This window comes from Limnothrix sp. FACHB-881 (genome assembly GCF_014698135.1).
In the GTDB taxonomy this organism is placed as follows: Bacteria; Cyanobacteriota; Cyanobacteriia; order CACIAM-69d; family CACIAM-69d; genus CACIAM-69d.
The window spans coordinates 118,179-144,016 of sequence record NZ_JACJSN010000001.1 but is presented as its reverse complement, the minus strand read 5'-3'; the positions used below and the strand labels follow the sequence as shown (position 1 = coordinate 144,016).

General features: G+C 56.1%; 22 protein-coding genes. 10 read left to right on the top strand and 12 right to left on the bottom strand.

The genetic code is table 11. The features are described from left to right. Window positions 1-180 precede the first annotated feature (180 nt). A complete protein-coding gene (locus tag H6G52_RS00595; protein ID WP_190525784.1) occupies window positions 181-459 on the bottom strand; it encodes a 4a-hydroxytetrahydrobiopterin dehydratase in 279 nt (92 codons plus the stop codon). 633 nt (window positions 460-1,092) lie between these two features. Between H6G52_RS00595 and H6G52_RS00590 the strand changes: the two genes are divergently transcribed. From H6G52_RS00590 to H6G52_RS00575, 4 genes are all read left to right on the top strand, one after another. Continuing rightward, window positions 1,093-3,099 (top strand): FAD-dependent oxidoreductase, encoded by a 2,007-nt coding sequence (locus H6G52_RS00590; protein WP_190525781.1) that lies wholly within the window; start codon window positions 1,093-1,095, stop codon window positions 3,097-3,099. 368 nt (window positions 3,100-3,467) lie between these two features. Further along, the gene (locus H6G52_RS00585) at window positions 3,468-4,214 is read left to right on the top strand and encodes a hypothetical protein (protein WP_190525779.1); all 747 of its coding nucleotides are present in this window, start codon (window positions 3,468-3,470) and stop codon (window positions 4,212-4,214) included. A gap of 174 nt (window positions 4,215-4,388) precedes the next feature. Next, window positions 4,389-5,258, top strand: a complete 870-nt coding sequence (larE, locus tag H6G52_RS00580; RefSeq protein WP_190525777.1) for an ATP-dependent sacrificial sulfur transferase LarE — start codon at window positions 4,389-4,391, stop codon at window positions 5,256-5,258. A 305-nt stretch (window positions 5,259-5,563) separates the two neighbouring features. Further along, window positions 5,564-5,812: a hypothetical protein gene (locus H6G52_RS00575; RefSeq protein ID WP_190354146.1), complete on the top strand. Its 249-nt coding sequence runs from the start codon at window positions 5,564-5,566 to the stop codon at window positions 5,810-5,812. 255 nt (window positions 5,813-6,067) lie between these two features. On the opposite strand, the gene H6G52_RS00570 is transcribed toward H6G52_RS00575, so the two are convergent. Both H6G52_RS00570 and H6G52_RS00565 read right to left on the bottom strand, forming a co-directional pair. Beyond that, on the bottom strand, window positions 6,068-7,315 hold the full coding sequence (locus H6G52_RS00570; protein WP_190525775.1) for a calcium-binding protein: 1,248 nt from the start codon (window positions 7,313-7,315) through the stop codon (window positions 6,068-6,070). Continuing rightward, on the bottom strand, window positions 7,275-7,415 hold the full coding sequence (locus H6G52_RS00565) for a hypothetical protein (protein ID WP_190354144.1): 141 nt from the start codon (window positions 7,413-7,415) through the stop codon (window positions 7,275-7,277). Before H6G52_RS00565 ends, H6G52_RS00570 begins: the two co-directional genes overlap by 41 nt. Before the next feature lie 892 nt (window positions 7,416-8,307). On the opposite strand from H6G52_RS00565, the gene H6G52_RS00560 reads away from it, so the two are divergent. Continuing rightward, a complete protein-coding gene (locus H6G52_RS00560; protein WP_190354143.1) occupies window positions 8,308-8,490 on the top strand; it encodes a hypothetical protein in 183 nt (60 codons plus the stop codon). A gap of 162 nt (window positions 8,491-8,652) precedes the next feature. On the opposite strand, the gene H6G52_RS00555 is transcribed toward H6G52_RS00560, so the two are convergent. The 5 genes from H6G52_RS00555 to H6G52_RS00535 all read right to left on the bottom strand — a co-directional run bounded on the left by H6G52_RS00555 (window position 8,653) and on the right by H6G52_RS00535 (window position 15,907). Next, entirely contained in the window at window positions 8,653-10,461 is a 1,809-nt protein-coding gene (locus H6G52_RS00555) for a ShlB/FhaC/HecB family hemolysin secretion/activation protein (protein WP_190525773.1), read from the bottom strand. Between the two features lie 293 nt (window positions 10,462-10,754). After that, window positions 10,755-11,813, bottom strand: coding sequence for a hypothetical protein (locus H6G52_RS00550; protein ID WP_190526176.1), 1,059 nt, complete (start codon window positions 11,811-11,813; stop codon window positions 10,755-10,757). A gap of 85 nt (window positions 11,814-11,898) precedes the next feature. Continuing rightward, entirely contained in the window at window positions 11,899-13,137 is a 1,239-nt protein-coding gene (cofH, locus tag H6G52_RS00545; protein ID WP_305068633.1) for a 7,8-didemethyl-8-hydroxy-5-deazariboflavin synthase subunit CofH, read from the bottom strand. Between the two features lie 311 nt (window positions 13,138-13,448). Continuing rightward, window positions 13,449-14,633: a helix-turn-helix transcriptional regulator gene (locus H6G52_RS00540; RefSeq protein ID WP_190525771.1), complete on the bottom strand. Its 1,185-nt coding sequence runs from the start codon at window positions 14,631-14,633 to the stop codon at window positions 13,449-13,451. Window positions 14,634-15,040: 407 nt separating this feature from the next. Next, a complete protein-coding gene (locus H6G52_RS00535; protein ID WP_099531831.1) occupies window positions 15,041-15,907 on the bottom strand; it encodes a branched-chain amino acid ABC transporter permease in 867 nt (288 codons plus the stop codon). Window positions 15,908-16,070: 163 nt separating this feature from the next. Between H6G52_RS00535 and H6G52_RS00530 the strand changes: the two genes are divergently transcribed. Together H6G52_RS00530 and H6G52_RS00525 are read left to right on the top strand one after the other, a co-directional pair. Then, window positions 16,071-16,265: a heavy-metal-associated domain-containing protein gene (locus H6G52_RS00530; RefSeq protein ID WP_099531830.1), complete on the top strand. Its 195-nt coding sequence runs from the start codon at window positions 16,071-16,073 to the stop codon at window positions 16,263-16,265. 114 nt (window positions 16,266-16,379) lie between these two features. Further along, window positions 16,380-18,467, top strand: coding sequence for a phosphodiester glycosidase family protein (locus tag H6G52_RS00525; RefSeq protein WP_190525769.1), 2,088 nt, complete (start codon window positions 16,380-16,382; stop codon window positions 18,465-18,467). Window positions 18,468-18,486: 19 nt separating this feature from the next. Here the strand turns inward: H6G52_RS00525 and H6G52_RS00520 are convergent, their stop codons facing one another. After that, window positions 18,487-19,713 carry a DUF790 family protein gene (locus tag H6G52_RS00520; protein WP_190525767.1) on the bottom strand — a complete coding sequence of 409 codons (1,227 nt, stop codon included), beginning with the start codon at window positions 19,711-19,713 and terminating at the stop codon, window positions 18,487-18,489. Window positions 19,714-19,845: 132 nt separating this feature from the next. On the opposite strand from H6G52_RS00520, the gene H6G52_RS00515 reads away from it, so the two are divergent. Further along, on the top strand, window positions 19,846-20,166 hold the full coding sequence (locus H6G52_RS00515; protein WP_190525765.1) for a hypothetical protein: 321 nt from the start codon (window positions 19,846-19,848) through the stop codon (window positions 20,164-20,166). A gap of 44 nt (window positions 20,167-20,210) precedes the next feature. Beyond that, on the top strand, window positions 20,211-20,516 hold the full coding sequence (locus tag H6G52_RS00510; protein WP_099531827.1) for a hypothetical protein: 306 nt from the start codon (window positions 20,211-20,213) through the stop codon (window positions 20,514-20,516). 127 nt (window positions 20,517-20,643) lie between these two features. Here H6G52_RS00510 and H6G52_RS00505 read toward each other — a convergent pair whose 3' ends face one another. From H6G52_RS00505 to H6G52_RS00495, 3 genes are all read right to left on the bottom strand, one after another. Beyond that, complete coding sequence (locus H6G52_RS00505; RefSeq protein ID WP_190525764.1) at window positions 20,644-21,357, bottom strand: TrkA family potassium uptake protein; 714 nt, start codon at window positions 21,355-21,357, stop codon at window positions 20,644-20,646. A gap of 196 nt (window positions 21,358-21,553) precedes the next feature. Continuing rightward, a complete protein-coding gene (locus tag H6G52_RS00500; RefSeq protein ID WP_099531825.1) occupies window positions 21,554-22,909 on the bottom strand; it encodes a TrkH family potassium uptake protein in 1,356 nt (451 codons plus the stop codon). A 273-nt stretch (window positions 22,910-23,182) separates the two neighbouring features. Next, on the bottom strand, window positions 23,183-24,232 hold the full coding sequence (locus tag H6G52_RS00495) for a carboxylesterase (protein ID WP_242026102.1): 1,050 nt from the start codon (window positions 24,230-24,232) through the stop codon (window positions 23,183-23,185). Between the two features lie 395 nt (window positions 24,233-24,627). Here H6G52_RS00495 and H6G52_RS00490 point away from each other — a divergent pair, with 395 nt between their 5' ends. Next, on the top strand, window positions 24,628-25,644 hold the full coding sequence (locus tag H6G52_RS00490) for a 30S ribosomal protein S1 (RefSeq protein ID WP_190525762.1): 1,017 nt from the start codon (window positions 24,628-24,630) through the stop codon (window positions 25,642-25,644). The last annotated feature ends 194 nt before the right edge of the window (window positions 25,645-25,838 follow it).

The following is a 25,838-nucleotide window of genomic DNA, read 5'->3' as shown; positions in this document are numbered from 1 at the left end:
GTGGGTCTTGCCAACCGACAACGACAAGGGGCTTAGGGCCTGTCGTCCAATCGCCTGAAACCCTGATTTCACCGTTGGTGGATCGTGGGAGACAAGGGGCTTAAGCCCCTTGTTACGACGACGATTATTATTTGACCTGTGCCAAGAAATACTTTTCAAACATCCTCTTAGCCTAACTGATTAGCCTAACTGATCAATCTTGGCAGCCAGATCAAAATCCTTAGCCGTCAAGCCCCCTTCATCATGGGTGCTGAGGGTGATCGTCACTTTGTTATAGCTGATTTCCAAATCTGGATGGTGGTTGGCCGCTTCGGCGGGTTCCACAAGCTGATTAACAAAGGCGATCGCTGTGATGAAGTCCGCAAACCGACGACGACAAACGATGGTGCTTCCCTCTAGCGTCCAGTTGGGCAGAGCGGTCAAACGGTCTTGAATTTCGGATGCAGTCAGAAGCGCCATATTTTTGATTTCACCCCGTAGTGGTTTTGAAGTGATCTCGAACCCAAGGTTGAGTTGAGGTCTTCAATTAAAGTTACCGGGTCTGTCTTGGGGAAGGAAGATCGATCGCTTGGCGCAGAATTCAAGATTTTCAGCAAAAATACTGAATAAGCGTCGATTTTGGCGATTTTTGGCAATTTGTAGAATCCCGCTTTGGTACAAGATCAAGAGCGCTGAAATTGGCAGATCCACAGCAGATCGACATCGGTGCTGAATCGGTGCTGATCCTGGATTGGTCATTAATTTGGTCATTAATTTGGTCATTGATTGGTCATTGATTGATCATTGCCCGGGGCTGGGGCGATCGCCCAGGGACGGCCACCACATGATCCCAAGACCTGATGTAGGTGGCAGAACCTCAGGGAATTCGGCACAATCGTAGGCTAGGATTCGCGAGTGGCTGCAAAGAGGGAGCACCAAGCGCCCGCTGCACCACTTGGCCCTGTTGGCAACTCGGAAACCGGTTCCTGAACAAGTTCAAGAGCAAGTTCAGGAATTTGTGCCGTAACTTGTGCCGTTTACTGTCTTCCTTTCCCCATGACTCTTTTTCCCCAGCCGAATTCTGCGGATTCTGGATCAACGGACTCGGCATCAATGGATCCTGCATCAACGTTTTCGCGTCGCACAGCTTTGCAGTTGCTTGGTGTGGGTGCGGTGGGCAGCGCCCTCGGCTACTCACGGTTCATGAAGCCGGAGCCTAGTCAATATCAACCCGATCGCCTGACATTGCCAACGCGGTTACCGGACGATCGCCCTAAGCGGGTGGCTGTGGTCGGTGGTGGCTTGGCGGGCTTGGCAGCGGCCTATGAATTGAGCCGACGCGGATTTGCGGTGACATTACTGGAGCGATCGCCCCACTTGGGCGGCAAAATCGCCAGTTGGCCCATCACGGTCAATGGTGAATCGCTGATGATGGAGCATGGGTTCCATGGCTTTTTCCCGCAGTACTACAACCTGTGGGCCCTGACGGAAGAAATGAATATCCGTCAGGATTTTCTGTCCCTGGAGCGCTACTCAGTGCTCTACAAGGATGAAACCTACGCGCCGGAAGTGTTTCGCCCCACCCATTCATCCTTCCCTTGGAATATTGTCGATTTGGCCATTTCTTCGCCGAATCGGTTTCGTTGGGGCTTAAATCTCACCAGCCCTGCCCATTGGGCCGTGTTTCGGGCCATTACGGGATTTGAACCCACGAAGACCTACGAGGAACTCGATGCGATCGCCGTGACAGACTGGGCGGCCAATGACTTCCCCAAGGGACTATATGACCTGTATTTCCTACCCTTTGGCAAATCCACGCTCAACTCGCCAGATGTGCTGAGTGCGGGCGAGTTAATGCAGTTTTTCCATTTCTATTTCTTTGGCAATCCGGAGGGGCTGGCCTTTAACGGCACAAAGCAGGACATGGGCCGCACGTTGGTAGAGCCGATGATGCGGGCGATCGAGGCCAACGGGGGCAAAGTCATCGCCAATGCTCAGGTCGATCAGGTGGCGTGGCAGGATCAACAAATCACATCCCTGAGCTATCGCCAAACGGGATCCGCCATTCCAGTTCCGTTCTGGGTCGATCGCCACAGTTCGCTGAACGAAGCCAGTGCCCAAGCCACTTCCCAGCGCCCAGAAACCCAGGAGGTTGCGGCCACCGAGCAGCCGGTCACAGCTCAACCGCTGGCGAATCGCCCGGAATATTTTGGGGGCGGCGATGAGGTCTATGCGGTGGCGGAGGGATCGGCGCTGTCGTTAACCTGCACGCACCAGGGCTGTACGGTGGCTCCCCAGGCAGACGGCACGTTCCAATGTCCTTGCCATGGGGCCCGGTTCGATCGCGAGGGCAAGGTGCTTCAGGGGCCCGCCACCAAGCCCCTAGCTCGCTACAACGTGGAGCAGCGATCGGGCGATCGGGTGCAATTGGCGGCCGCAGCGGTCGATCGGACTCCGAGCCAGGTGGTGGAAGCGGACTATTTCGTGTTTGCAGCGGATGTGAAAGGCATTCGCCATCTGTTTGACATTGCCGAAGGAGACGTGGCTGAACCCACCCGATCGCAAGTGGCCCAGCTCACCGTGGCGGATCCCTTTGCGGTGGCTCGCATCTGGTTCGATCGCGACTTTGATTGGGATCAAAGCGAGTTCACCTCCCTCTCGGGCTACCGCCTAACAGACAGCATCACCCGCTATCACAAAATCCAAGAGGACTACAAAGCCTGGGCCGATCGCACAGGGGGCAGCGTGGTTGAACTCCATGCTTACTGCTACAAAGAAGCCGAATTCCCCACCCAAGAAGCCCTGCTCACCACCTTTGAGCAGGAGCTATACGAGTTGGTGCCGGCCCTCAAAGGAGCCACAATTTTGCATCGCGAGCTGGTGAACCAAAAGAATTTCTCTGGCTTCCCCCCCGGCAGTTATTCCCAACGCCCTGCCACGCGATCGGGCGCAAGCAACCTCATGTTTGCGGGCGATTGGGTGAAAATGCCCTTCCCTTGCGGTCTGATGGAACGGGCTATCAGCAGTGGCCTGCTGGCAGCCAATGAAATTTGTCATGAGGAAGGATTACAACGCCGCACCCTGTTGACTGTTCGGCCAGAGGGGGTACTGCAAATTTAGAGTCCTCAGTTCAGAACCTTTCATGGGTGGCATAGTCTGCCGGGCAACTGGCCCAACCCCCTTAGCCCAGATGGGGGGCTGGCACTCACCCCATGGTGCGCTCAAGGGCAATTCCTATAATCGCGGCAACTGGAGGGACTGACCCCTCAGCCCACATCCATGGAGACCTGTTGAGACCTGGGGAACCCGGTTTTGACCGCTGGCAACCCATCGCCCACGGTTCAACCCATCACGATCGGGCAAGCGGCTCAACCCATCGCCCAACAAGTCTCCATGATGGGCTGCTCAACAGTTGCTGATCTTGAGTTGCTCACCTTGAGTTGCTTGCCTTGTCGTCTGTTGCCGTTGATTGTGGAGGAGTGTAGACCATGCCTTTGATGTTGGATCCCCTACGGGCTGGCTTGGCCCTGGCGTTCACGATCGGGTTAGGAGCCGTTGGCCAACCGGCCCAAGCAACCCCCGCTGCTGAGCTGACGGAATTGGCGGCAGACTTGCCCGCCACCGAGCAAGACAGCCGCCAGCCGATCGCCCTTGATCAATTCGGTGCGCCGTCCACTCAGGCCAATCGGTTGCAGGAAGCAGTACCCACCCTCGCCGTTGCTCCTGCTGCTTTGGAAACCGACTCGCATTTCGATGGTCAGCTTGCTCAACAGCCCGATCGCGCCGCCAATGGCCGCCGCACCAGCAGCAAATTTAGCTACATCGGTATTGGTGGGGCGATCGGCCTGAGCGGCGATGACGATTCCAGCGCCCTGGGTGAAGGCGGCTTTGCCCTTCTGAGCAAAACGGCTTTCAGCGAAAACCTTTCCCTACACAACGCCAGCATTTTGGGCAATGGTGGCACTTCGGTGATTGCCCTAACCGCCGATTTTCCCATTCGCAATCAGGAAACGGGCGACATCTCGATCGTGCCCTTCGTGGGTGGCGGCTTAGCCATCAGTGACCTATTCGGCGATGACACAGACGTGGGCTTCGCGCTCACGGGCGGCATTGATGTCCCCCTCAGCTACCGCTGGACAGCCACCGGGCGAGTGGCCGCCGCCTTCTTAGACGACAACACCGATGTGGCCCTCCTGTTGGGTGTGGGCTACACGTTCACGGGCTTTTTCAAATAACGCCCCGTGGCTGATAGTGCTCCGTGGCTGATGATGCCCTGTGGCTGAAGTCATCCTGAACCCACCCAGGCCCCTATCACCCCAAAGCATCCAAGATTGGGTGTGCATAGCTGGGAAAGGCCGCGACGGAACTTTTAAACTAGTTCTCTCGCAAGTTCCATGGAGCATGGGTAAATGACGATCACCGCCAAACTGGATCGCCTTCGATCGTTGTTTCAAGAGATGGATCGCGCCCTCATTGCCTACTCCGGTGGCATTGACAGCACCCTCGTCGCAAAGGTGGCCTTTGATGTGCTGGGCGATCGCGCAGTGGCCATCACCGCCGAGTCCCCTTCCCTGCTGCCCGATGACTTGCTGGAGGCCCAAGCCCAAGCGGCGGCCATCGGCATTGCCCATGAAATTGTGCAAACCCATGAACTAAATAACCCCAACTACGCCGCTAACCCCACCAATCGCTGCTATTTCTGCAAGAGCGAACTACACGACACCTTGAAGCCGATCGCGATCGCCCGGGGTTATCCCTACGTGGTGGATGGGGTGAATGCGGATGATCTCCGGGACTACCGACCGGGGATCCAGGCCGCCAAGGAACGAGGTGCGCGATCGCCCCTGGCCGAGCTGGGGATCAGCAAGCTCGAAGTGCGCGAACTCTCGAAGCAATTAGCCTTGCCCTGGTGGGACAAACCGGCCCAACCCTGCCTGAGTTCCCGCTTTCCCTACGGCGAAACCATCACCCTCGAAAAATTGCAGCGGGTGGGTCGAGCCGAACGCTATCTCCGACAGTTGGGCTATCGCGATTTGCGGGTGCGCTCGGAGGGCGACACAGCCCGCATTGAACTGCCGCCAGCGCTGATTAAGGACTTTGTGGGGGCGATCGACCTGCCCAAACTAGTCCAAGATTTCCAAGAACTGGGGTTTTTGTATGTTTGCCTGGACTTGGAAGGACTCGTGAGCGGCAAGCTCAACCGCGTCTTGAACTGGCCCCGAGGGGCTGCATCGGTTGCCACGTCAGGCGTTTCCGCCACCGCAGGCCCACAGCGCTAGGCGAATTACAACCGATTGCTGAGGAAAAGTGCAAAATCGAACTACCATTGCACGAGAATGCCCCGCTTGTCGTACCAAAAGCGACAGGTCGATCTAGAATCAGCGTTAGGTTTCTTGGTTAACGCTGGGTTAACGTGACCAAAACCCAATGGAGAGCGGTCACGACCTCCATTGCGGCGGTTGTCATAGAATCCTCAGGAATCTGATCTCCGCCAAATTACCCGGATTCCCGATCGCATCGTTTAAGATGACAGTCGGGTTCATTTGACTACCCCATTTTGTGCTGTTGAGGAGTGACAACAAACATGAAATCTACCCTGAAGACTTTGGTTTCCCGCGTTGCCCGTGGTGTTGTGGCTGCAAGCTTGGTTGCCGGTCTGGCAACCGCTTGCGGTGGTGGCGGCGGTGAAGCCCCTGCTAGCCCCGAAGCCAGCCCCGCTGCTAGCCCCGAAGCCAGCCCCGCTGCTAGCCCCGCTGCTAGCCCCGAAGCTAGCCCTGCTGCCAGCCCCGCCGCTAGCCCCGCTGCTAGCCCCAGCCCCACCACGACTCCTTAGTCTGGCTAGGGTTGGCGATCGACCGCTGCTCTTCGCCGGATCACAGATCAATCGTGGGTGATGAGCAAGCGCGGCCGAATCAACACAACCGAAATGGTGCAAGTTTGACTGAACAAACTTGACTAATCCAAACGTAATTGGGGATGAACTGATCACAGGTTCATCCCCTTTTTAAGGCCGAGGCACAAAGGATCAGGTGCAGCGGATCAGGTGTAGCGGGTCAGAAGGAAACCCATCAACCCAGCACCCCAACCCCTAACCAACCGTAAAGTTAGCCGACTGATTCAGCGCCCCCGGCAACACTCCCAGCACCACACCCAAATACTGACCATTCACCGCCGAAGTTGGGTCATTCACCTTGATGGCTGTGCCCGTTTTCACCCCCGTTGTGAGGGCCCCGGTGATCTCCGTGGACACATTAATCGCCACAAACTCAAAACTCAGCTTCTCCAGCGTCAGGCTATCGCTCGTGTTCAGCCGAATCTTGTCTGTTCCCAGCACAAAATCCGCCACAATATCGGCGCTGTTGGCACTGGTTGCCGTGTTGGACAAGCCCGCCGTGGTGTCGCGATCGGCCCGCAGCACAAAGGAATCAGCCCCCGCGCCCCCGGTCAAAATATCCTGGCCAAAATCGCCCGACAGTTGATCGTCCCCATTGTCCCCAAACAGTAAATCGGAGTTGCGGCCACCATTCACCGTGTCATTGCCTTCGCCGCCCCGCACTAAATCGTTGCCATCGTTGCCGTTGAGAATAATTTCGTTGCCAGCGCCGCCATCAATGCTGTCGGAGTCTTTGCCGCCCCGAATTTGATCAATGCCATCCCCACCCAGCAACACATCATTACCCCGGTTGCCGTTGAAGAAATCATTCTCCGAGGAGCCAGTGATGGTGTCGTTGCCATTCAGACCCACCACGAAAAAGCCCTTAGTTTCGACCCGCACACCCAAGTTGGTGTTGTCCGCATCGTCAGACAGGTAAAACAGGGGCAACCCCGACAGACCATCGCGCCCTGTGGAAGGGCCGCTAGGAATGCCATTGGGCGAGGCCAGTTCCGCCACCGTGGGGAAGGAAGGGAACGCGAAGGATTGACTCGTGATGTCACCCACCGACAGATCGGCCGTCCCGGCGGCCGTGGGCCCCGCAATCACGGCGCTGGCATCATTGGTCACTTGTAGGTTGAACCCTCCAGCGTCGGCGCTGCTGCGGGCAATGCGCACCACGTACTGAGTTCCCGCTTCGGCGGCAAATTGCACTAAGGAATTTTTGTTGGTGGGCGAAGAGTCGTAGTTATCGGCCACCAGGGTCAAGGTTGTGCCGCTTTTCTTAAAAACTTGCAGGTAGGGATCGAGGGTGCTGGCATTGGCCGAGGCGACAATTTGGGTGCTGCCTGCCGTCAATCCTGTGATCGTGTATTCCCCAAAGGGCACAGTGCGTAAAGGATAGAGACCGCTGTTATTGGCATCAACGGCATTGATCGTCCCGGCAACAGTGACGGTAGGCATGATTCAACTCCTGGTGATAGGGAAAACTAAACGAAGGACGGCAATGGGCGGTGGCAAACACCCGATCGGGAAGTCGATCGAGGACTGATCGCACCTTCATCTACATATCGTCACCCAAGCGCCGCCACCCGCCGACTGTCATCCAAGGGCCAGGCGACCCAAAGACAGCCTGCGGAGGCATGGAAGCAAGGCATCAAAGCGAGTGATGAGCGAGTGATGAAAGCTAGTGATGATTGTCGCGAGTTGAGTTGGGCATGATGCGGACGATTAGCCGCTTCCATGAACGCCACAGCCTGACCCAACGTTTAGCGGGCAAAAACCGGCATTTTGGGCGATTTTGCTCGGTAACTGCTGAAGCCAATGACGCAACTGTCCTAGGGTTTGTTTCAGTCGTCGATCTGGGGCTGCGTTTGAGCCTGCGGTCTGGGGCGGAGAGCCTGTTCTCGGATCCTCCAAACTCTGGTTCTACCGTTGCGAAATCTTGCGAGCAAGGGGGGTCAGCCTCTTGTTTGGGGTGCTCCTGCGGCTAGGAATAAGTGTTGTGACAATTTTTGAGGTGATGAACGGGAGTTTTTCGATGCTCGCCCGGATCGATCGCCCCCTTCCCTACTTCGGCAGAGTCGATCGCCCTCAGCCCAGCAATCCCCCCAAAGACTGATGGCATAAGTTTCTTTCTTTTGGAATGTCTTAAAAAGATCTGAGAATTTTGGCTCCAAAACGGGTATCAAATCTTAAAGAATTATGAACTTTTTGATTAACAATTGGAATTAATTGGGATCAACCATTAGCGGAATTTATACACAAAACAGCTTTTTTGAATCGCCAAAGACTTCAGTTTTGATCAGAAATTTAGCGACAATGAAGTTCAGGTCTAAGCTCTCAATTTGACCCCGCTTGACCCGACTTTTGGGCATCGGTTCCCTGAAAACAGAACCGAACATAGCCAATTCGTTTTCAATACAAATCTCAATACAAAGCCAGGAGGGGTTGCTATGGATAGCGGAGTGACGATTGCTACGCTGTGCGGCATTGGTAGCGGCGTGCTGTGCTTGGTTTTGCCGGGGTTGATTGCCTGGAGTGCTCGCCAGCAGCGGGCTGAGGTGGAAGAGATGCCCTCGGGATCCCTGCGGTTAGAAGCGGAGTTGGTGGAAGTGGTGGCCCCGATCGACCTGTAATGTTGCGCGACCCTTTTGCAGGGTGCTGGTCGTTGGTTTTGCCTGTCCCTTTTTTTTAAGTTTCCAGCTTATTGCATCCCCGCCCGATCAGTCGATCAGGCGGGGAATTGTTTTCAGCAGCAAACCCCATCACACTCACAGGAAACATGGCACAAGCACGATTTAGAACCGGTAGGTGACGCTGAAATAGACTCCGGAATCTTGAGCATTGGAACCGCGATCGTCCAAATCCACTAACGGCAGACCGTAATCTAAACGCACCAGAAAATCCGTGAAGGGTTCCCACAACAGTCCCGCTCCCGCACCGACCAGAAACCGCTGATCTGGGGTGGGGTTGGGGTTGTTGCCGTGGTTCCAAACATATCCCGCATCAATGAAGGGAGCCAAGGTGAGGGTGGGTGCGCCGGAGGAGTCGCGCAGCAGGGTAATGCGATCTTCCACGGACAGTCGAAAGCCGCTATCGCCCGATCGCACGTTTTGGCGGAACCCGCGCACGGACTGCCCCCCACCGATCACAAACTGCTGCGAGGCTAATAGTTCATCAAAGGCCAATTGCACATCCGCTTGCAGAATCAACAGATGGGTGGGATTCAGGCGCTGAATTCGCTGAACCGTGCCATTCCAGCTAAAAAACTGCCCGTCGGGGTCGTCGCCGCCGTTGGTGGTGGCATCAAACAGGCCGGTTCCTAGGTTGAACTGCGATCGCAACAACCAGGCCCCATTGGGGTCGCGGCGCAGGTAATCTTGCCCAAACCGCAACACGCTGGTGATGCTGCGGCCGTCTTCGTCGGGGCCAATGCCAAAGGGAAAGCCCACGTCATCAAACAGGAAGGTTTGGCCGCGCTGGTGACTGAATCCTAGGGAAAGGGCAAATTCTTCGCGGGGCGATCGCATGAGGGGCTGGCGGTAAGTCACTTCATAGAGCTGGGATTTGCCGCGAATTCCCAATTCCGCAAACTGGGGCTGCACAATTTCGTTCCAGTTGGGCGAGAACCGAAACTGGATCGTGCCTTCCATGGGGTTCACGGGCAGACGATAGCCAAAATCCAACACGTCGGCTCCGTCTTGCCAGGTGTGGCTGTAGCTGAAGCTGGCTTCATCGCCAATGCCCGTCAAGTTGCGATATTGCAGGGCAAGGATGCCGCGTTCGGAGCCAATGCTGGGGGGTGAGTAGTTGTCGGTGCTGATGCTGCCGCGCAAGGCTTTGGCTTCGGTGACTCGGACGGTGAGGACGCTTTCGCCAGGATCGTTGCCGGCTCGCAAGCTGGCCTCGATCGTCCCTAGCAGTGGATTCGCCTTCAGCAGCCGCAGTTGGTCTTCCAGGTGGGCGGCGTTGAGGGGGCGACCGGCTCCCAGTTGAATGCGCGATCGCAGGTAGTTTTGACTCAGGCGCTGGGTCCCTTCGATCCGAATATCCGAGAGGTAGCCCTCAATAACGGCGATTTTGGCAATCCCATCGGGGCCGATCGTCTGTTCGGGCACGTAGGCACGGGAGGTGAGATAGCCCGCGTCCAAATAGCGCTGGGTGATGCGGTCGGCCAGGGATTGCAGTTCACTGAGGGTGAGTTCGCGGCCCTCGCTGGGTTGGGTCAGGGCGGCCAGTTCGGCGGCCGAGAGCCAGGTGCTGCCTTCCACCACAATTCGCTTCACCAAAAAGCGGGGCGCATTGGGATCCAAGGGCTGGGGTGGCGTAATCGGGTTGGGCGAGTCGATCGCGGGGCGATCGTCCGGCAGGGGTTGCAGCGGGTCTGGGCCCGTTTGGGGAAACCGATCGCGGTTGAGGTCGGGAACCGGGCGGGTGTCGGGGGGGAGTTGGGCCAGTCGTTGGGGCGTTTGGGCGGCTTCCGGCTCGATCGCCCAACCCGGTGCGATCGGCCCCCACAGCCCCCCCGACCAGAGCAGAGATCCCAGGCCCTGGGCGATCGCAATTCGCCCTAACGCCGTCTTCACGTTCGTCCGTTTCGTTGCCATAGCCCGTGTCACCGTCTGCGCTAAGTACTGTGCCGCCGTCAACCATCATCGCGATTTTGACATGCGGCTTAGTAATTGCCTAGCGATGGATCCTCACGGATCCTGCGTGATTCTAACGATTGACGGTGATGGGCGTTTTTGTCGGTTTTTGGGCGTTTTTCGACAATAGGAGGGGTGATTTTCTCCAAATTTCTGGATCGGTTCTAAAAATTCACCTGATCCATCAAATTGGCGAATTTAATTCAAAAACCCAATCATCTTGCCCGGGCTTTTGATATTCCTTGGGAACTGGTTTATGGCGCTGGGAATGGTTCGACTTCGGCTCCAACTTCGGCTTCTTCTAGCACTTGCAAGCGCACGACCCGATCGCCCCCACCGGCCAGGGGAACGCTGACTTGCTCGCTGGAAAGAGTTCCCAGACAGCTAATCAGGTTGCGGAGGTGGGGGGTGCTGGCTCCGCTATCCACCCAGAGCCGATCGGCCAGGTCGCGCACCCGTTTCCAACTGCTGTAGGTTTTGGCGATCGCCTGTTCCAGTTGGGCCGCTTGGTTCACCAAGTCCGCCGCCAAATTCAAGCTACCGAGCCGCAGGGCTTCTTCCAGGGCCTGTTCGAGATCCAGTTCCGGGCGATCGAGTGCCGCAACTCGCGTGGCCGCATCCAAATATCGCGCCAAAAATTTCGCTTGGGCCGTGGCCTGTTTCACCGTTTCCTTATCCGGTTGGTCTTCAATTTCCTCGCGCAGGGCCACCTGATGCACCTCGGGTAGCTTTTCCATTTCCCGCACCAGGGGCGCAAGGTAGCGGGCCGGCAGGGAATGCTCGGCGGCTTTGATGCGAATGTTTTCGGGCAGCAGCTCGGAGGTGGCGGCCTGCCACTCATCGGTGAGGCGACGAACGGTGTTGGTGGCGATTCGATCGCCCTGATGAGCCGCGGCCACCACCATGTGTTGCACTTCGGCGGGGGCTTTGGCCGTGGCCACAAAGGCACGCTTGCTGAAGTGGCGAAGGGTTTCCGGTTCCAGCGCGTCTTGATCCATCAGTCGATCGGCGCTGTCGGCCAGCTCAATCAGGCTATAAGCTTGACTTTTGCTGATTTCACGATCCTTCAGCCAGTTCAGGAAGCCCGTGCCCCGGCCATCACCGCTGCGTTTTTCCCGATCGCGCACAATCCGCAAAATCCGTCCCCGCCAAATATCCGTTTGCAGGTCGAAGCGATCGCAAACGCGCCAGGCATTGTCAATTTGGATTTGGAAATCGCTGAAGCTGATTTTGTCGTCTTCCGGATCCGGCAACTGCAAACTCAGATCCGTGGGTGGCTCCAAATCCTCGGTGGTTAGGGGCGGGCGGGCCACCGGCTCGATCGCGTCGGGGGCCAAGTCGGCGGGCATTGCATCGGGATAGTCCATGGGGGTGCGGGCGATCGCAACAGCCGGATCATTATGCGGCCGATCGGGAAGGATCGATCGCCCTGTCGATGGCTGGGTCAGTTGCCCCATTGATTGGGCCGTCGATCGCCTCATAGAGGGTGTCCCGTTGGCGAGCCGGTCGGCCCAAGGCAGCGATCGCCCCACGCAAATCCTCCGGGCTTTGGCAAGTCCCGCCCGTGGCTCCGGCCATGGTGGTGATGTGCTCTTCCATCAGGGTTCCGCCCAAATCATTGCAACCCCAGCGCAAGGCTTCGGTGGCCCCCGCCAGACCCAACTTCACCCAACTGGGCTGGTGGTTGGCAATCACCGGGCCCAGGTATAGCCGCGCCACGGCCATCAAAATCAGGGCATCGATCAGAATCGGTTGATCGCGGCCCACCCGTCGCCGCAAGGCCGGTGGTGCATCCTGGCCCACAAAGGGCAGCAGAATAAACTCCGTGATGCCCCGATCGCCCCGATCGCGCGATCGTTGCTGGAGCAATCGCAGGTGTTCCAAGTGGGCGATTTGTTCAGCGGGGGTTTCAATGTGACCCGAGAGCAGGGTGCTGGTGGTGGGCAATCCCAGGCGATGGGCCGTTTCCACAATCTCCAACCAAGTGGCACTGTTGATTTTTTCCGGGCACAAAATCCGTCGCACCGAATCCACCAACACCTCCGCCGCCGTGCCGGGCATTGACCCCACTCCCGCATCGCGCAGGGCCCCAATCACAGCCGCAAAGGACAGGCCATCTTCTCGGGCAATGAACTGCACTTCTTGGGGCGAAAAGGCGTGCAGGTGCAGTTGGGGAAAGGTGTCTTTAATCGATCGCACCAGTTGCAAGTAGTAATCCAGCGATCGCCCCTGATATTTCGCCTCGGGGTTCAGTCCCCCTTGCATACAAATTTCTGTGGCTCCCCGGGCCACTGCGTCGGCGGCTTTTTCCAAAATTTGCGCCCGATCAAGCCAATAGGCCCCCGCCTGATCCGCATCCCGCCGAAACGCACAGAAATTGCAATGCTGCTCGCAGATATTGGTGAAATTAATATTTCGGTTAATCACGTAAGTGACTGTTTCGCCCGCTTGCCGTTGCCGAAGCTGATCTGCCACCGATCGCAGTCGATCGCGCGGGGCCGAATCCTTGGATTGATAGGCCGTTTCCAGCAACACCAACCCTTCAGAGGGCGACAACAACGCACCGGCCAAAGCCCGTTCCAAGGCCTGGTCAAATGCTGCCAACTGGGCGGGGGATGGGGCGATCGAAGCCATCATAGGGGAAGCCAAACGCAACGATCGCCAGTTTAAGGGCTAATCAACGGATGGCTAAAGATGGCTAATTTCAAGGCGATCGCCCAGGGCCAGAGCAGCGCAACCGCTCCACCATGCCGAATTCGCCTAAGATTGCACCCAAAATTTCGCCCCATCAAGCAGCCTTGGGCCTAGCGCGTGTCGTCAAATCGCCTGAAACCTTGATTCCACCGTTAGTAGATCGTGGGGGACAAGATGCTCAAGCCCCTTGTTACGACGACTGGGACATGGAAAATCAATCGTTTCCGCCTGATCCTAGGAAATGACGACAGGCCCTAGCGCGTGGCTTCCGGCGGAGCAATGAAAGAATCCAGGGTTTCGGCCTCGGTGGCGGGAGCCGACTGGGGCTGGTCGGCCTTGGTGGGCGGAGACACCACCGCTTCGCGATCGAGAATCACCGGCTTGAGCGGTTGCGAGCTGGCACCAGGAGCCGCATGGGAAACCCAAGCCAACCCACTGGCCACCATCACCCCATAGCCCGCGTAGAGATGCCAAGGCTTCAGTTCCAAAGCAGGGTTGGTGCTGCGATCGCGCTGCGACCAATCGGGAACCACCGCCACCGATTCCGTGCGGGGCAACGCGGCCGCCAATGCCTTGCCATCCAGACCCAACGCTTCCGCCATCCGCTGCACAAAACCACGCACATAAATCTGCTCCGGTAAGCGGCTCAGGTCACCGGACTCGATCGCCTGTAAATGGCGCAAAGGAATGTGGGTGCGCACATGGATTTGTTCCAAGTTGAAGCCCAACTGTTGCCGAACCTCGGCCAAGGTGCGACCCATGGCCCGCAAACTCTCATCCCAATCCATTGGATCCATCTCCGGTAGGGTAATGGCGACGACCGATCGGGGATTGCTCAGGGGACTGCTCAAGGGTCTGGGCGCTGCATCGTTGAGCGGTGAATGATTCAGTCCCGAGTGATTCGGCCCTGAATGATTCGGCCCTGAATCGCTCAAATCTGCATCATTTAGCCTTGACCCGTTTAACCCTGCCTTCCGGGGCGCTTTACCCCGGGGTGTGGCATCAATGATCGGCTGCTGGGTAGCGGTGTTCTGGTAATCCGGCGTGGCCCAAGTTCCTTCAAACACGTTCATCAACAACTCAGGCAAATCAAAAGGGTTGTCAGTGGGAGCCGGAACCATAGCGGGATCCGGCCAAAGACCAATCGCCCCGGCCTGTTGGCGGGCGATCGCTAAACCAGCGGCCGGGGTCATTGGCTCTTGCAGGGCGATCGGCACAGCCATCGACTGGCTGCGGTGCAAAGCAAGCCGCGCCGCCTCTCGGCCCACCGTCACCAACGCTCGCCGCGCCGCCTCCGCCGATTCACCCAACAAATCCTGCAAGGAGGCGATCGCCTGCTGATAAACCAAACTGCGCGTTAGTTCCGCTTCAATTTGCCCCAACAAAACATCCGTTGGTTGGGTATCTGGTAACCCTGGCGGTGTGGCTTGAGCAAGCATGAAATCCCCTCCTGGCTGGCTGATCTACTGCTTCCAGTCAGTGGGGCCAGTTTCAGGAGAATTTCCAGGCGAGCGGGTTAAATAACGGCAATTGCGAACGGAATTCGTCAAGGTTGATGTAGCAACCGCTACTGTTTTTCCGTATCCCTGCGCCGCTGTGATGCTTCAAACCGCCGAAACGGCCGTCAGCGGGTGGGGGGTTGATCAACCGGATCGGGGTTATTCAACGGTTACCGATGCCTCGCAAGCTGGCTGATCAATTCGCAATAGTGGCCTGTGGATCTTGTTTTTCGAGTTTGTGGTTTTGAGCTGGTCGTTTTGAGTTGGTCGTTTTGAGTTGGTCGTTTTGAGCTGGTCGTTTTGAGTTGGTTTTTTCGAGTTTGTCTTGATTTCTCAGGCTGCCACTTTTAAGTTGTGCCCCGAAACAGACCTTGCGGCCGCACCAGCAGCACCAAAACCATCATCACCAAGGCCACAGCCATCTTGTATTCCGTGGGCAGCCAATAGGTGCTGACTTCCTGGGCAATCCCGATCGCCAGGCCACCCACGATCGCCCCGTAGGGATTGCCAATGCCGCCCAAAATTACCGAGGCAAACATCGGCACAATCAAAAACCAGCCCATGTTGGGGCGCACGGCCGTTAGCAGCCCATACATGCCGCCACCCAAAGCCGTCAGGCCAGCGGCAATGATCCAAGTCCACAGCACCACCCAATCCACGTTGATGCCAGTCACCCGTGCCAAGTCCACGTCATCGGCCACAGCCCGCATGGCCTTGCCGACCTTGGTGTTTTGCAGGAGGTAATGCAAACCGGCGATCGCCAGGGCCGCCAAACCTACCACCACAATGTTGTAAAACTTGACCTTCAGCCCCCACAGGTCAAAGGCAGCAACCACCGGCAGGTCATAGTTTTGGTTGTTGCCGCCCCAAATCAGGACGATCGCGTTGCGAAGGAACAAGGCCACCCCGATCGAGATGATGATCAAGGTGGTGGAGTTGGCCCGGCGTTGGCGCATGGGTTGCCAAATCGCCACTTCGCTCAGCAGGGACACGCCAATGGTTCCCACGGCTCCGAGGGCGATCGCCAGCCAAATATTTACCCCCGCGCTGTTGGCGACCCAAGCCAGATAGGCTCCGAGGGTCATCAAGTCCCCATGGGCGAAGTTTGACAAGCGCAAAATGCCGTAGGTGAGGGTTAAACCCACGGAGGCAAGGGCAATGATGCAGCCGACGGCGACCCCGTTAATTAGAAACTGAACCAGTTGCAGATCCATGAGCGATCGAGGGCGATAATGCTAGGCTGGGCGACGGTTGCCAGTGTACCGCTTGGCCAAGCGTCTGGAAATTAGCTTGCGCCCCGGCCGCGCTCTTGGAGCGTGATTGTTCAATGTGGTTTCAAGGCCATTTCAACGTCATTTTTAAGATTTTCAAGAGTCTATGACACTGCAATTTACGGTTCCTAGCATGGCCTGTGCTTCCTGTGCGGCGGCCATTACCCGCGCGGTGCAAGAAGTGGATCCCCAAGCGACGGTGCAGGGCGATCCGGCCACCAAGCAGGTGATTGTGGAAACCCAGTCGGCAGAAGGCACGATCCGCGAGGCGATCGAGGCGGCGGGCTTTCCAGTGGGCTAATCAATGGCTTATTGCTGACGGATGTGACGAGCAGTGCGGGGCGATCGGGTGATCGGGATCGATCGATTAGCAATCATTGGCAATCAGTGGACTGGCGATCGGTAATTTGCAGTCATGGCAAGAATTGGGGTGACAACGGTGCAGAGCAAGCAAGCACGAAGTCGATCGAGCCGACGTGGCTATGGGCGATCGGGTCAGCAATTCGACTCAACAGGCTCGGGCCGCTGGTGGCTGGGCGTGGGTGGGGCGATCGTCCTGGGGTGGGGGGCAATGCCTGGCCTGGCCCAAACGGCTCCCCAACCCCGAATGCAAGCCGCTAGCCTGAAGTCCGTTGCACCGATCGCCTTACCCAGTGCAGCATCCGGGCCCATGGGTTCTGAGTCCGCCAATTCTGACAATTCTGAATTAGCCGCTGAATTAGCAAAAGCATCTGAAAAATCCGCAAATTTTGGATCGATGGGTTCTGTGTCAAACGGTTCTGTGTCAAACGGTTCTGAATTCACCGGTTCCGAGTCCTTGAGCGAGGCCGATTCCCTGTTGCCGCTGTCGGTGATTGCCCAAGTGGCGGCCGGGGCGGAAACCAGCACCCAAATCACGGTGAATGGCCGATCGATTCCCAACAGTTGGGCCAGTTGGGCCCGCTGGAGCGAGAACGGCCAAACCCGCATTGGCCTATCCGACGGGGCGATCGCCCAGTTGGTGGGGGCTGATTTGCTGGATACCAATGCGCCCGATCGCCAGCCAATTCAGTGGTTTTCGCCCATGCCCGTGACCTTGGCGGCTCGGCAAATTGGTGCTTTTCGCTATTTGGACATTACCGATTGGGCCCGCGATCGGGGGTGGCAGTTGCGGCCCAACGGTAGCACCCTGGACATCACCGCCGCCGTTTCCACCCTCAGGGCCTTGCGCCAAGGTAATCAGGCTTGGGGCCCGCGCTATGTGTTGGACTTCGATCGGCCCACGGCAGTGCAACTGGAAGAAGACGGCAGCACCCTGATCGTGGCCCTCGATGCCCGATCGGCCCTGCCGCCCAACAGCAGCACCCTCGACATCACCGCCGCCGGAAACCGCACCATCATCCGGATTCCCATTCCCAGCGGATCGCGGCCCAGGGCGTTCACCCTGGTGCAGCCCGATCGACTGGTGATTGATCTGCGGCCCGATTGGCTCCCTAGCCGCTCGATCGCCTGGGCCAATGGCCTCACTTGGCGGCAACAATACCTCAGCCTTGGGTCTGCCCGGTTTCCGGTGCAGTGGCTGGAGCTAAACCCGCGCCAACCGGGTCTGCGGCTGCGGCCCCTGCCGCCCAATGCGGCCGGCCAAACGGGCATTGCCCCCCTTGTGCAAACCATCCGCCAGTGGGAAGCGCCCGCTGGTATCAATGGCGGTTACTTCAACCGCAACACCCAACTGCCCTTGGGGGCCCTGCGGCGCGATGGCCGGTGGCTGTCGGGGCCGATCTTGGGTCGTGGGGCCGTGGGTTGGAATGATGCGGGGCAATTTTTGTTCGATCGCCTGCAACTGCGGGAGCAAATCAGCGCTGGCAGCCAAAATTGGACGCTCACCACCCTCAACAGTGGCTACATCCAAGGGGGCATCGCTCGCTACACCAGCGATTGGGGCAGCAGCTACAAAACCCTCAGCGATGGGGAATTAGGCATTTTGGTGCAGGGCGATCGGGTGGCGCAACAGCTCACGGGGGGCCCGGCCGGCAGCAGCAATTTTCCGATTCCGGCCAATGGCTATCTGCTCGTGGCGCGATCGCTCTCCAGCGTGGCGGCGGCCCTGCCTGTGGGAACCACTGTGCGGTTACAAAGCAGCAGCAACCCTAGCGGCTTTGACGGCTTACCCCAGATTGTTGCCGCTGGCCCTTTGATGCTGCAAAACGGGCAAATTGTCTTGGATGCCAAACGCGAAGGCTTCAGCGATGCCTTCATTGTGGAGTTGGCGGCACGCAGTGGCTTTGGACAAACGGCTGATGGTCGGTTGTTGGTGGTGGCTGTGCAAAATCGCGTGGGCGGTCGCGGCCCGTCGCTCTCGGAAATGGCGCAATTAATGCGGCAAATGGGGATTGTGAACGGGGTGAACCTCGATGGCGGCAGTTCCACCACGTTGGTTGTGGGTGGGCGGATTGTCGATCGCCCGTCCCGCAGCGCAGCCCGAGTGCATGGTGCGCTGGGCATCTTCCTCAACAGCCCCTAGGCGATCGGCGTTTTTGCCCCTAGGGATCGGTTTCCCCGATCGCCTCCAAAACCGCCTTGGGAGCCAACCGATCCTTGAACCAAATCACCTTGGCGGGTAGTTGGCGTGCATCGAGACCCGCCTTTTCTAGGTTTAAGCGCTCGGAAATGGCCAAAACCCAATCGGGGCGATCGGCCTTGATCACCTGGGCAAACTTTTTGCGCAGATAGTCCGGTCGCCAATAGCCCACAATTTCTAAGATCCACGATCGCCCATCGGGATGCACCAACCGAAAATCCGGAATGGCCACGCTGCCAGGAATGGGAATCAGGTTCACTTCGCGTTCCAGCTTCCAATCGGTTTTGGTGCTTTTCCAGCGCTTGGCAAAAGATTCTTCAATTAAGCTGTCAAAGGGTTTACCGGCTGGATAGTGACTGACTAAGCCGCAATCTGCCGTCAGTTCGTAGAACCGTTCTTGGGGCGATCGGGTGAGGGGATCGGGATCCTGCAAGGTGGCCATTGCCCGCCATTTCGTCACATGCAACAGGGCCGGGATCGCCTTTGCCAGCGATAAACCATAGCGCGTGCTGGCTTTGAACAAACTGGCGGGCCCATCCACACTAATCGTAAATCCCGTATCTTCATCGCCTTCAATATAGGTCATTAACTGAAAGAGTTTTAAATAGCGAAAGAGCAATTTATACTCACCGGGATCATTGCGATAGGCATCAATTTTTAGGTGACTTGCACGATAGAAAATTCCCTGAACTTGGGACAGGTTATAGCGATGAATCAGGGCTTCGGGGGTGGGAGGATCAAACTGCGTCAAAATTCGGTTTTGGGGCAAATCAGCATATAAAGATTGCTGTAATTCCGAGGGCAAAACTTCCCGATCGCCCTCCATGGACAACTCCCGGGCCACCTGTTCCCAAACGGCCCCAGCGCGATCGCGGCTGGGAGGCTGAGCATTGGCCAAGGCAAAGACCCGCTGACGGAGGGCCAACGGCTCGATCGGGCTGACCACTTCAAAGGTCGAAAATCCCGATTCCAACAAATGCGCAAATCCTCGCTGCACTTTGAAATCTGGGCTAGTGCCTTCTAGTTCAGCCAAGGCGCGATCGAGTTGCAATTTGGGCTGACCCACAGCCGCTTGAAATTGGGCGATTGTGGCCTGGGCTTGGCTGAGGTGCTCTGGGCCCAAAGGCAAGCGCTTCGGGATAATTTGTTCACCGCGTCGTCGATGAATTAATAGCTCCGATGGCAGCATCCGTTGTGATTCACCCCAATCGACTATAATTTTTCGTTAATTTGTGCGATTCGATGCAGTTTTGTGCACCTTTGAATCGGCCACCATCTAGACCGCAAGCGGCCCAAATTTTAACCAGCGATCAACCGGCATTTGACCACCAATCGCTCAAGTTTTGATCAGATTGAGCAAATTAATCAGATTGATCAGCTTGATCGCCTTGATCAGATTCTGATCAGCTTTGAATCGGCCGCTGATCAGTGGATCCCGTCAATTTGGGTTCATCCATGTCAATTGAAACGGAAAATTGCGGACTTTAACGATTTTCGTAACGAGGTGCAACCGGTCGTGAACTCTTTTGTCAGTTCCTGGCCGCCTTTGCGAAAGCGCGTTTCAATCGAAATACGGTTATTGGCTCCTAATCCCCAGCCACCAAAGGTGATGCCTATGGGAATCGCCACCGACCATCATTAGTGTGATGAGGGCGATCGCCCGTTTCGATCGCGGGAGGATAGACTATGAATTTCAACCTCGACTTTGGGCGCGTCATTTTGGATTTTTACCGCGAAGATCCTGACCTGAACCGCCGCTTACAAATTTTGCGCCAATGTCGAATTCGGCGGCGGTGGCGAACCTTGGAAATTCACTGTCCCAATCGATCGGTTGCTGAAAAATTGTTGGGTCTTTATGGGGCTTTGGTAGAGCCAATCACAGCCTTGAATGTGGCCCGCCATCTTTCAGTTTTTGCCAATGGTATTCCCTTCATGACGTTGCCTTTGGGTGATGGCAACGGTAGCGGTTTTCCCTGGCAAGAAGCCATTTAGGCGGGCACAAAATTCAGGAGCAACTGCCTTAGCGGTTTAGATCACCCATCTCAATCGCTCATCTAGGTCATCCAGTTGAATCGCCAAATTGAATTGCCAAGTTGAATCAGCAATTGAGCTAGATCATCTACATCGGCAACCGCTCAATTCCTTCGTTGGAACCAATCACAATGAGCACCATTCCCTTATGCAATCGATCGTAGGGATTGGGGTTGACTTGGATATTTTCCACACCGCCCCTTGTGCATTGTTGAGCCACAGCCAAAACATTCACACCATAGCGCGATCGCAGTTGCAGTTCTTGCAGTGTTTTCCCTTCAAATTCCTCAGGAATCACCAGCTCAACCACGCTATTGTTGGCATCCAAATCTAGTCGTTCCAGCACGTTGGGCCGGGTGAGCATTCGTGCCACTTGGCAGCCCATCTCGCGCTCAGGAAAAATGACTAAATTTGCTCCCACCTTATCCAGCAATTGCCCATGAATTTCGGTGGATGCCTTGGCGACCACGTAATTCACGCCGCCATCTTTGAGGTTTAGGGTGGTGATGGTGCTGGCTTCAATGTAATTCCCGATCGCCACAATTGCTGTTTCAAATTCAAAGACTCCAGCTTCTGCAAGGGCCTGGCGATCGGTTGTATCTAATTGCAATGCGTGGGACACAATATTATCATTCAGCGCCTGAGTTACCTGTTTCTCACCCGAGTCAATTCCCATCACTTCATAGCCCATTTGGTGCAGCGTTGAGCAAACAGCACGGCCAAAACGACCCAAGCCCAGCACCACGTATTGTTTGTTGGTGCTGCGAAAATTGCGCCAAAAACTAAGGGAACCAAACTGCATTTGAAATCTCCATCAATCACAGGGTCAAGATGATTTAAAGCAAACCTATGAGGCGAATTAAGCAAACTGATTTGATCCAGTCGATCGAGCTGACCGATCAATTTCATCCATTCGGTGAGTTAGTCAGGGCGATCACGTCAAGCCAGTTGATCGAAAAAATAGACTAATCGAGAAAAAGAATTGCACCAGAGCCAAATTATCCCACTAGCAATTCCTCTTCGGGATAGCGAATTACACTGCGAGCATTTTCACTAATTAAAGTGCTCATGAGCAACAGAATGCCCACCCGGCCAATGTACATTGTGCCAATGAGAACTAATTTGCCGCCAACGGAGAGCTGCGCTGTAATTCCTGTGGATAGACCAACGGTTGCAAAGGCAGAAACCACTTCAAAAAACAACTGAACAAACGGAATCGCCGGGTCAAATAGCGTTAACAAAATGGTGGACACCACAACCACACTGAGGGAACCCAAGAAAACCGCGATCGCCTTCATAATTAACGCCATGGGAATTTGGCGATTAAACAAAATGACGGAGCTTTGACCTTGCAAAACCGCTCGGGTCACGCCGGTTAAAATCCGAATCGTGGTGGTTTTGATGCCGCCGCCGGTACTGCCAGGGCTGGCCCCCACAAACATCAGGGCGATGGTCACAAACAGCGCAGCCGATCCTAATTTTCCATTATCAATTGTGTTGAAACCAGCCGTGCGGGTGGTTACCGATTGGAACCAAGCGGCTAAGAGTTTGCCATTCCAACTGAGGTTGCCGAGTGTGGCTGGGTTGTTAAATTCGGTCACCAAAATGGCAACCGTTCCAATTAGCAGGAGGGCCAGGGTTGTGGTGGTGACAATTTTGAAGTTAAGCGAAAACATGAAGCGATCGGGACGCAGGCTAGCGGCATGATTACGACCTAAGCGCGATCGCCCCCAAAAAAATACCTCCATAATGGCTTGGTAGCCAATTCCTCCAAAGATGATCAAACCTGTGATGGTGAAATTCAGCACAGGCGATTCCACAAACTGCATGAAGTTATCGGTATATAACCCAAAGCCAGCATTATTAAAGGCGCTGACGCTGTGGAATACCGAGAACCAAATTGCCTGCAAATTCCAACCTAATTGAGGAACAAAAGCCCCCAGCAATAAAAATGCACCGGTTAGCTCAAACAGGAGGGTTGCGCCAATGATGGATTTCACCAGTTGCAAAACGCCTGAAATGCCGGGCATATCTAGCGATTGTTGCAGGGCGAGTTTATCCTTTAAGCCAAAACGACGACCCAAAATCAGCAACAGGAAAGTCGTGGCGGTCATATAGCCCAATCCACCAATTTGGGCTAGGAGAGCAACCACAAACTCACCAAAGAATGAGTAATATTTCCCCACATCAACCACTGAAAGTCCGGTCACACAAACAGCCGAAGTGGAGATGAAAAGCGCGGTAATCGGATCGCTCCACTGATGATTAGTCAGAGAAATAGGCAGCATGAGGAGAATTGCGCCTACCGTAATCACCATTAAAAAGCCCAGGCAAATGGTTCTGGCTGGGGTCATAAATTGGGCATTGCCATCAGCGAGTTTTTAGTTTTTGCAGAATACCTGAGGTTTGGGATTGTTGGATCAGTTGCGAAAAAATCAGTTGCGAAAGAACCGGCCGAGTCTGAATGCGATCGCATCAAAACCCAGCCCCGCAAGGATCAGGAATCCAAGGGCCAATTCAGGGGTCAATTCAGGTGTTAATCCAAGTGTTCACCGCAAAAAATCCGCAGTGCTCAGGATTGATCGCGATTTTTCCAAGTCAGTCACGCCAAGTCAGTCACGCCACAATCAGTCGCGATTTTCTCCGAGTAAGTCATCCATCGCAAAGGCCCGCTTGTCGAACAAGGTCATGGCAGCAGGCATGTGAACGGAAACGCGATCGGTGAGTCGCAGTTTGGTGGCGGCATCCATGAAGGTTTCGCTGTTCATCATCCGCCGGGCGATCGCCTCCACATCTGACCAGGTGAGACTGCTTTCAATGAAGGCCTGGGTGAGGGTAATCAACAGGGAGGCGTAGCGGTTGCCTTCCTCTTGGGTCATCATCGTGTGTGGAATATCGAGCACACGGTTAAACACCAGTTGCCAGGTAATGGGTTGGCGTTTGCGGGTGTCTTCCCAAAGGGCACGGTGATCCCAAATGCCGACGGCTTGGTCGCTTTGGCTGGAGATCACAAATAGGGGGGCGCTGGGCTGACGACGGGCCCGATCGAGCACCTGTTGCCCCATTTTCAGCATGGTGGCCAGGGCAGGCACGGCAAAACCCGGATAGCCGGGGCGATCGAAGCTGCTGCTTTCGGCCCCTTTGCCCCAAGAAAAGTAGCCTTGGGTTTTGGAAACGAACAAGTCAACCACTTTGCTGCTGCTGCTGAGGTAGGGCGCAAACAGAAGGGCGCGGTAGATATCCTGGGGGCGTTCTTGCGCTAACCAAGCAGCCAATGTGCCGCCGCCGGACAGCCCCCCGATCGACACCTGTTGGCCAAAGGTGCGTGCTTTGGCTACCCACTCCAACCCAAAGTCCTGATAAACCTTGGGGTCGATCGGGAGGGGAGGCGGGGTTTGGCTGTTCCATTTGCCCGCTTGCCCATGGCCTGGCATCAGGGGAGCCAACACGTTGTAGCCGGCCCGATAGAGCGCTTCCCCGATCGGGACAAATTGATAGGGCGCAGCGGTAAACCCGTGAAATAGCAGACAGACGCGCTGCACTGGGCGATCGTGTAACCAAAAGCGCGATCGACAGTCCGGATGCTTCAGGGGTAGCTTGGCCTCCAGGGTTTGTACCTGTTGGGTCATGCTGCTGATCGCTTGCCGATAGTTGCTGATTGGAAGATTCGTACTCAAGATTTCCCCCCTCCTGGGCCCACGCGGGGCCACCTGATGCCCCCGATTTTAGCTAGGCGATCGAGAATGCTCTATGGGTCATGCTCTATGGGGGCTGAGGCCGTCTTTTGGGAACCCCATTCAACGGCATTTCGGCCATGGCCAACAGCGCCGGGGAAGCTTGTCCGGCCAATCCGCGCAACCAAGCCACCGGAACCAACCCATCGTGCTAGTATATTAAGTCGGTCAACCCTGGTTGCTGGAGTTCGCCCCACGCCGTCTCTGTAGGCGAATCTAGACCAGTGACTAGCATTCGCAGCTTGCCATAGCCCATCGTCGTGTTCGCTAGTAGACGGCCTAGCATTCGAGTAACCGGCGAACCTGTGAGCGGACTGCACTCAAACCATCACGTTAGCATGCCCACCCAAGAAATCTCAGCCATCAACAGCATTGACGTTGGCTTCGGCCACGACGATTTTGCCGCCCTGCTTGATAAGTACGACTATCACTTTAGCCCTGGTGACATCGTGGCAGGGACGGTGTTCAGCATCGAACCGCGCGGCGCATTGATTGACATCGGTGCCAAGACCTCTGCTTATATCCCCATCCAGGAGATGTCCATCAACCGGATCGAAAATCCGGATGAGGTATTGCAGCCCAACGAAACGCGCGAATTCTTCATCTTGGCTGATGAGAATGAGGATGGGCAATTAACCCTTTCAATCCGCCGCATTGAGTACATGCGGGCCTGGGAACGGGTGCGCCAACTGCAAGCGGAAGATGCCACCGTGCGATCGGCCGTGTTTGCCACCAACCGGGGTGGTGCGCTGGTACGGATCGAAGGCCTGCGCGGCTTCATCCCCGGTTCCCACATCAGCACCCGCAAGCCCAAGGAAGAACTGGTGGGCGAAGAGCTGCCCCTCAAGTTCTTGGAAGTGGACGAAGATCGCAACCGCCTGGTCTTGAGCCACCGCCGTGCATTGGTGGAGCGCAAGATGAACCGCCTGGAAGTGGGCGAAGTGGTGATCGGTACCGTCCGTGGCATCAAGCCCTACGGTGCGTTCATCGACATCGGCGGCGTGAGCGGTCTGCTGCACATTTCCGAAATTTCGCACGAGCACATCGATACGCCCCACAGCATCTTCAACGTCAACGACGAAGTGAAGGTGATGATTATCGATTTGGATGCCGAGCGCGGCCGGATCTCGCTTTCGACCAAGCAGCTTGAGCCGGAACCCGGTGACATGCTCAAGAACCGCCAATTGGTCTATGACAAGGCGGAAGAAATGGCAGCGAAGTACCGCGAGCAAATGAAACTGCAACAGCAAGGGGGCAGTGCTAATGCTGCCGCTGAGCCGGTTGCAGAAGCAGCGCCGGAAGAGGTGGAAGAAAGCGCAGACGAAGCCGCTTACGCCACCGCAGCAGACGAGTAAGATTGATGAGACCCGACAGGCAAGGAGCGAAAAACCCTTGCCTGTTGTGTTTTTGGGTTAGTTTTTTTGGATTAGGGTTTCTGGATTAGGGTTTCTGGATTAGAGATCAGGGACTTAAACGGCGTTTTTCGATCGCGTCTTTGGGTTGCATTTTCGCTGCATTTTCGAGTTCTGGTTTTTGAAGTCTGTTTGAA

Coding starts and splice junctions, on each gene's coding strand:
- H6G52_RS00595 (WP_190525784.1), bottom strand. CDS start 459: ATGGCGCTTCTGACTGCATCCGAAATTCAAGACCGTTTGACCGCTCTG.
- H6G52_RS00590 (WP_190525781.1), top strand. CDS start 1,093: ATGGATCCTGCATCAACGTTTTCGCGTCGCACAGCTTTGCAGTTGCTT.
- H6G52_RS00585 (WP_190525779.1), top strand. CDS start 3,468: ATGCCTTTGATGTTGGATCCCCTACGGGCTGGCTTGGCCCTGGCGTTC.
- larE (WP_190525777.1), top strand. CDS start 4,389: ATGACGATCACCGCCAAACTGGATCGCCTTCGATCGTTGTTTCAAGAG.
- H6G52_RS00575 (WP_190354146.1), top strand. CDS start 5,564: ATGAAATCTACCCTGAAGACTTTGGTTTCCCGCGTTGCCCGTGGTGTT.
- H6G52_RS00570 (WP_190525775.1), bottom strand. CDS start 7,315: ATGCCTACCGTCACTGTTGCCGGGACGATCAATGCCGTTGATGCCAAT.
- H6G52_RS00565 (WP_190354144.1), bottom strand. CDS start 7,415: ATGAAGGTGCGATCAGTCCTCGATCGACTTCCCGATCGGGTGTTTGCC.
- H6G52_RS00560 (WP_190354143.1), top strand. CDS start 8,308: ATGGATAGCGGAGTGACGATTGCTACGCTGTGCGGCATTGGTAGCGGC.
- H6G52_RS00555 (WP_190525773.1), bottom strand. CDS start 10,461: ATGGCAACGAAACGGACGAACGTGAAGACGGCGTTAGGGCGAATTGCG.
- cofH (WP_305068633.1), bottom strand. CDS start 13,137: ATGATGGCTTCGATCGCCCCATCCCCCGCCCAGTTGGCAGCATTTGAC.
- H6G52_RS00540 (WP_190525771.1), bottom strand. CDS start 14,633: ATGCTTGCTCAAGCCACACCGCCAGGGTTACCAGATACCCAACCAACG.
- H6G52_RS00535 (WP_099531831.1), bottom strand. CDS start 15,907: ATGGATCTGCAACTGGTTCAGTTTCTAATTAACGGGGTCGCCGTCGGC.
- H6G52_RS00530 (WP_099531830.1), top strand. CDS start 16,071: ATGACACTGCAATTTACGGTTCCTAGCATGGCCTGTGCTTCCTGTGCG.
- H6G52_RS00525 (WP_190525769.1), top strand. CDS start 16,380: ATGGCAAGAATTGGGGTGACAACGGTGCAGAGCAAGCAAGCACGAAGT.
- H6G52_RS00520 (WP_190525767.1), bottom strand. CDS start 19,713: ATGCTGCCATCGGAGCTATTAATTCATCGACGACGCGGTGAACAAATT.
- H6G52_RS00510 (WP_099531827.1), top strand. CDS start 20,211: ATGAATTTCAACCTCGACTTTGGGCGCGTCATTTTGGATTTTTACCGC.
- H6G52_RS00505 (WP_190525764.1), bottom strand. CDS start 21,357: ATGCAGTTTGGTTCCCTTAGTTTTTGGCGCAATTTTCGCAGCACCAAC.
- H6G52_RS00500 (WP_099531825.1), bottom strand. CDS start 22,909: ATGACCCCAGCCAGAACCATTTGCCTGGGCTTTTTAATGGTGATTACG.
- H6G52_RS00490 (WP_190525762.1), top strand. CDS start 24,628: ATGCCCACCCAAGAAATCTCAGCCATCAACAGCATTGACGTTGGCTTC.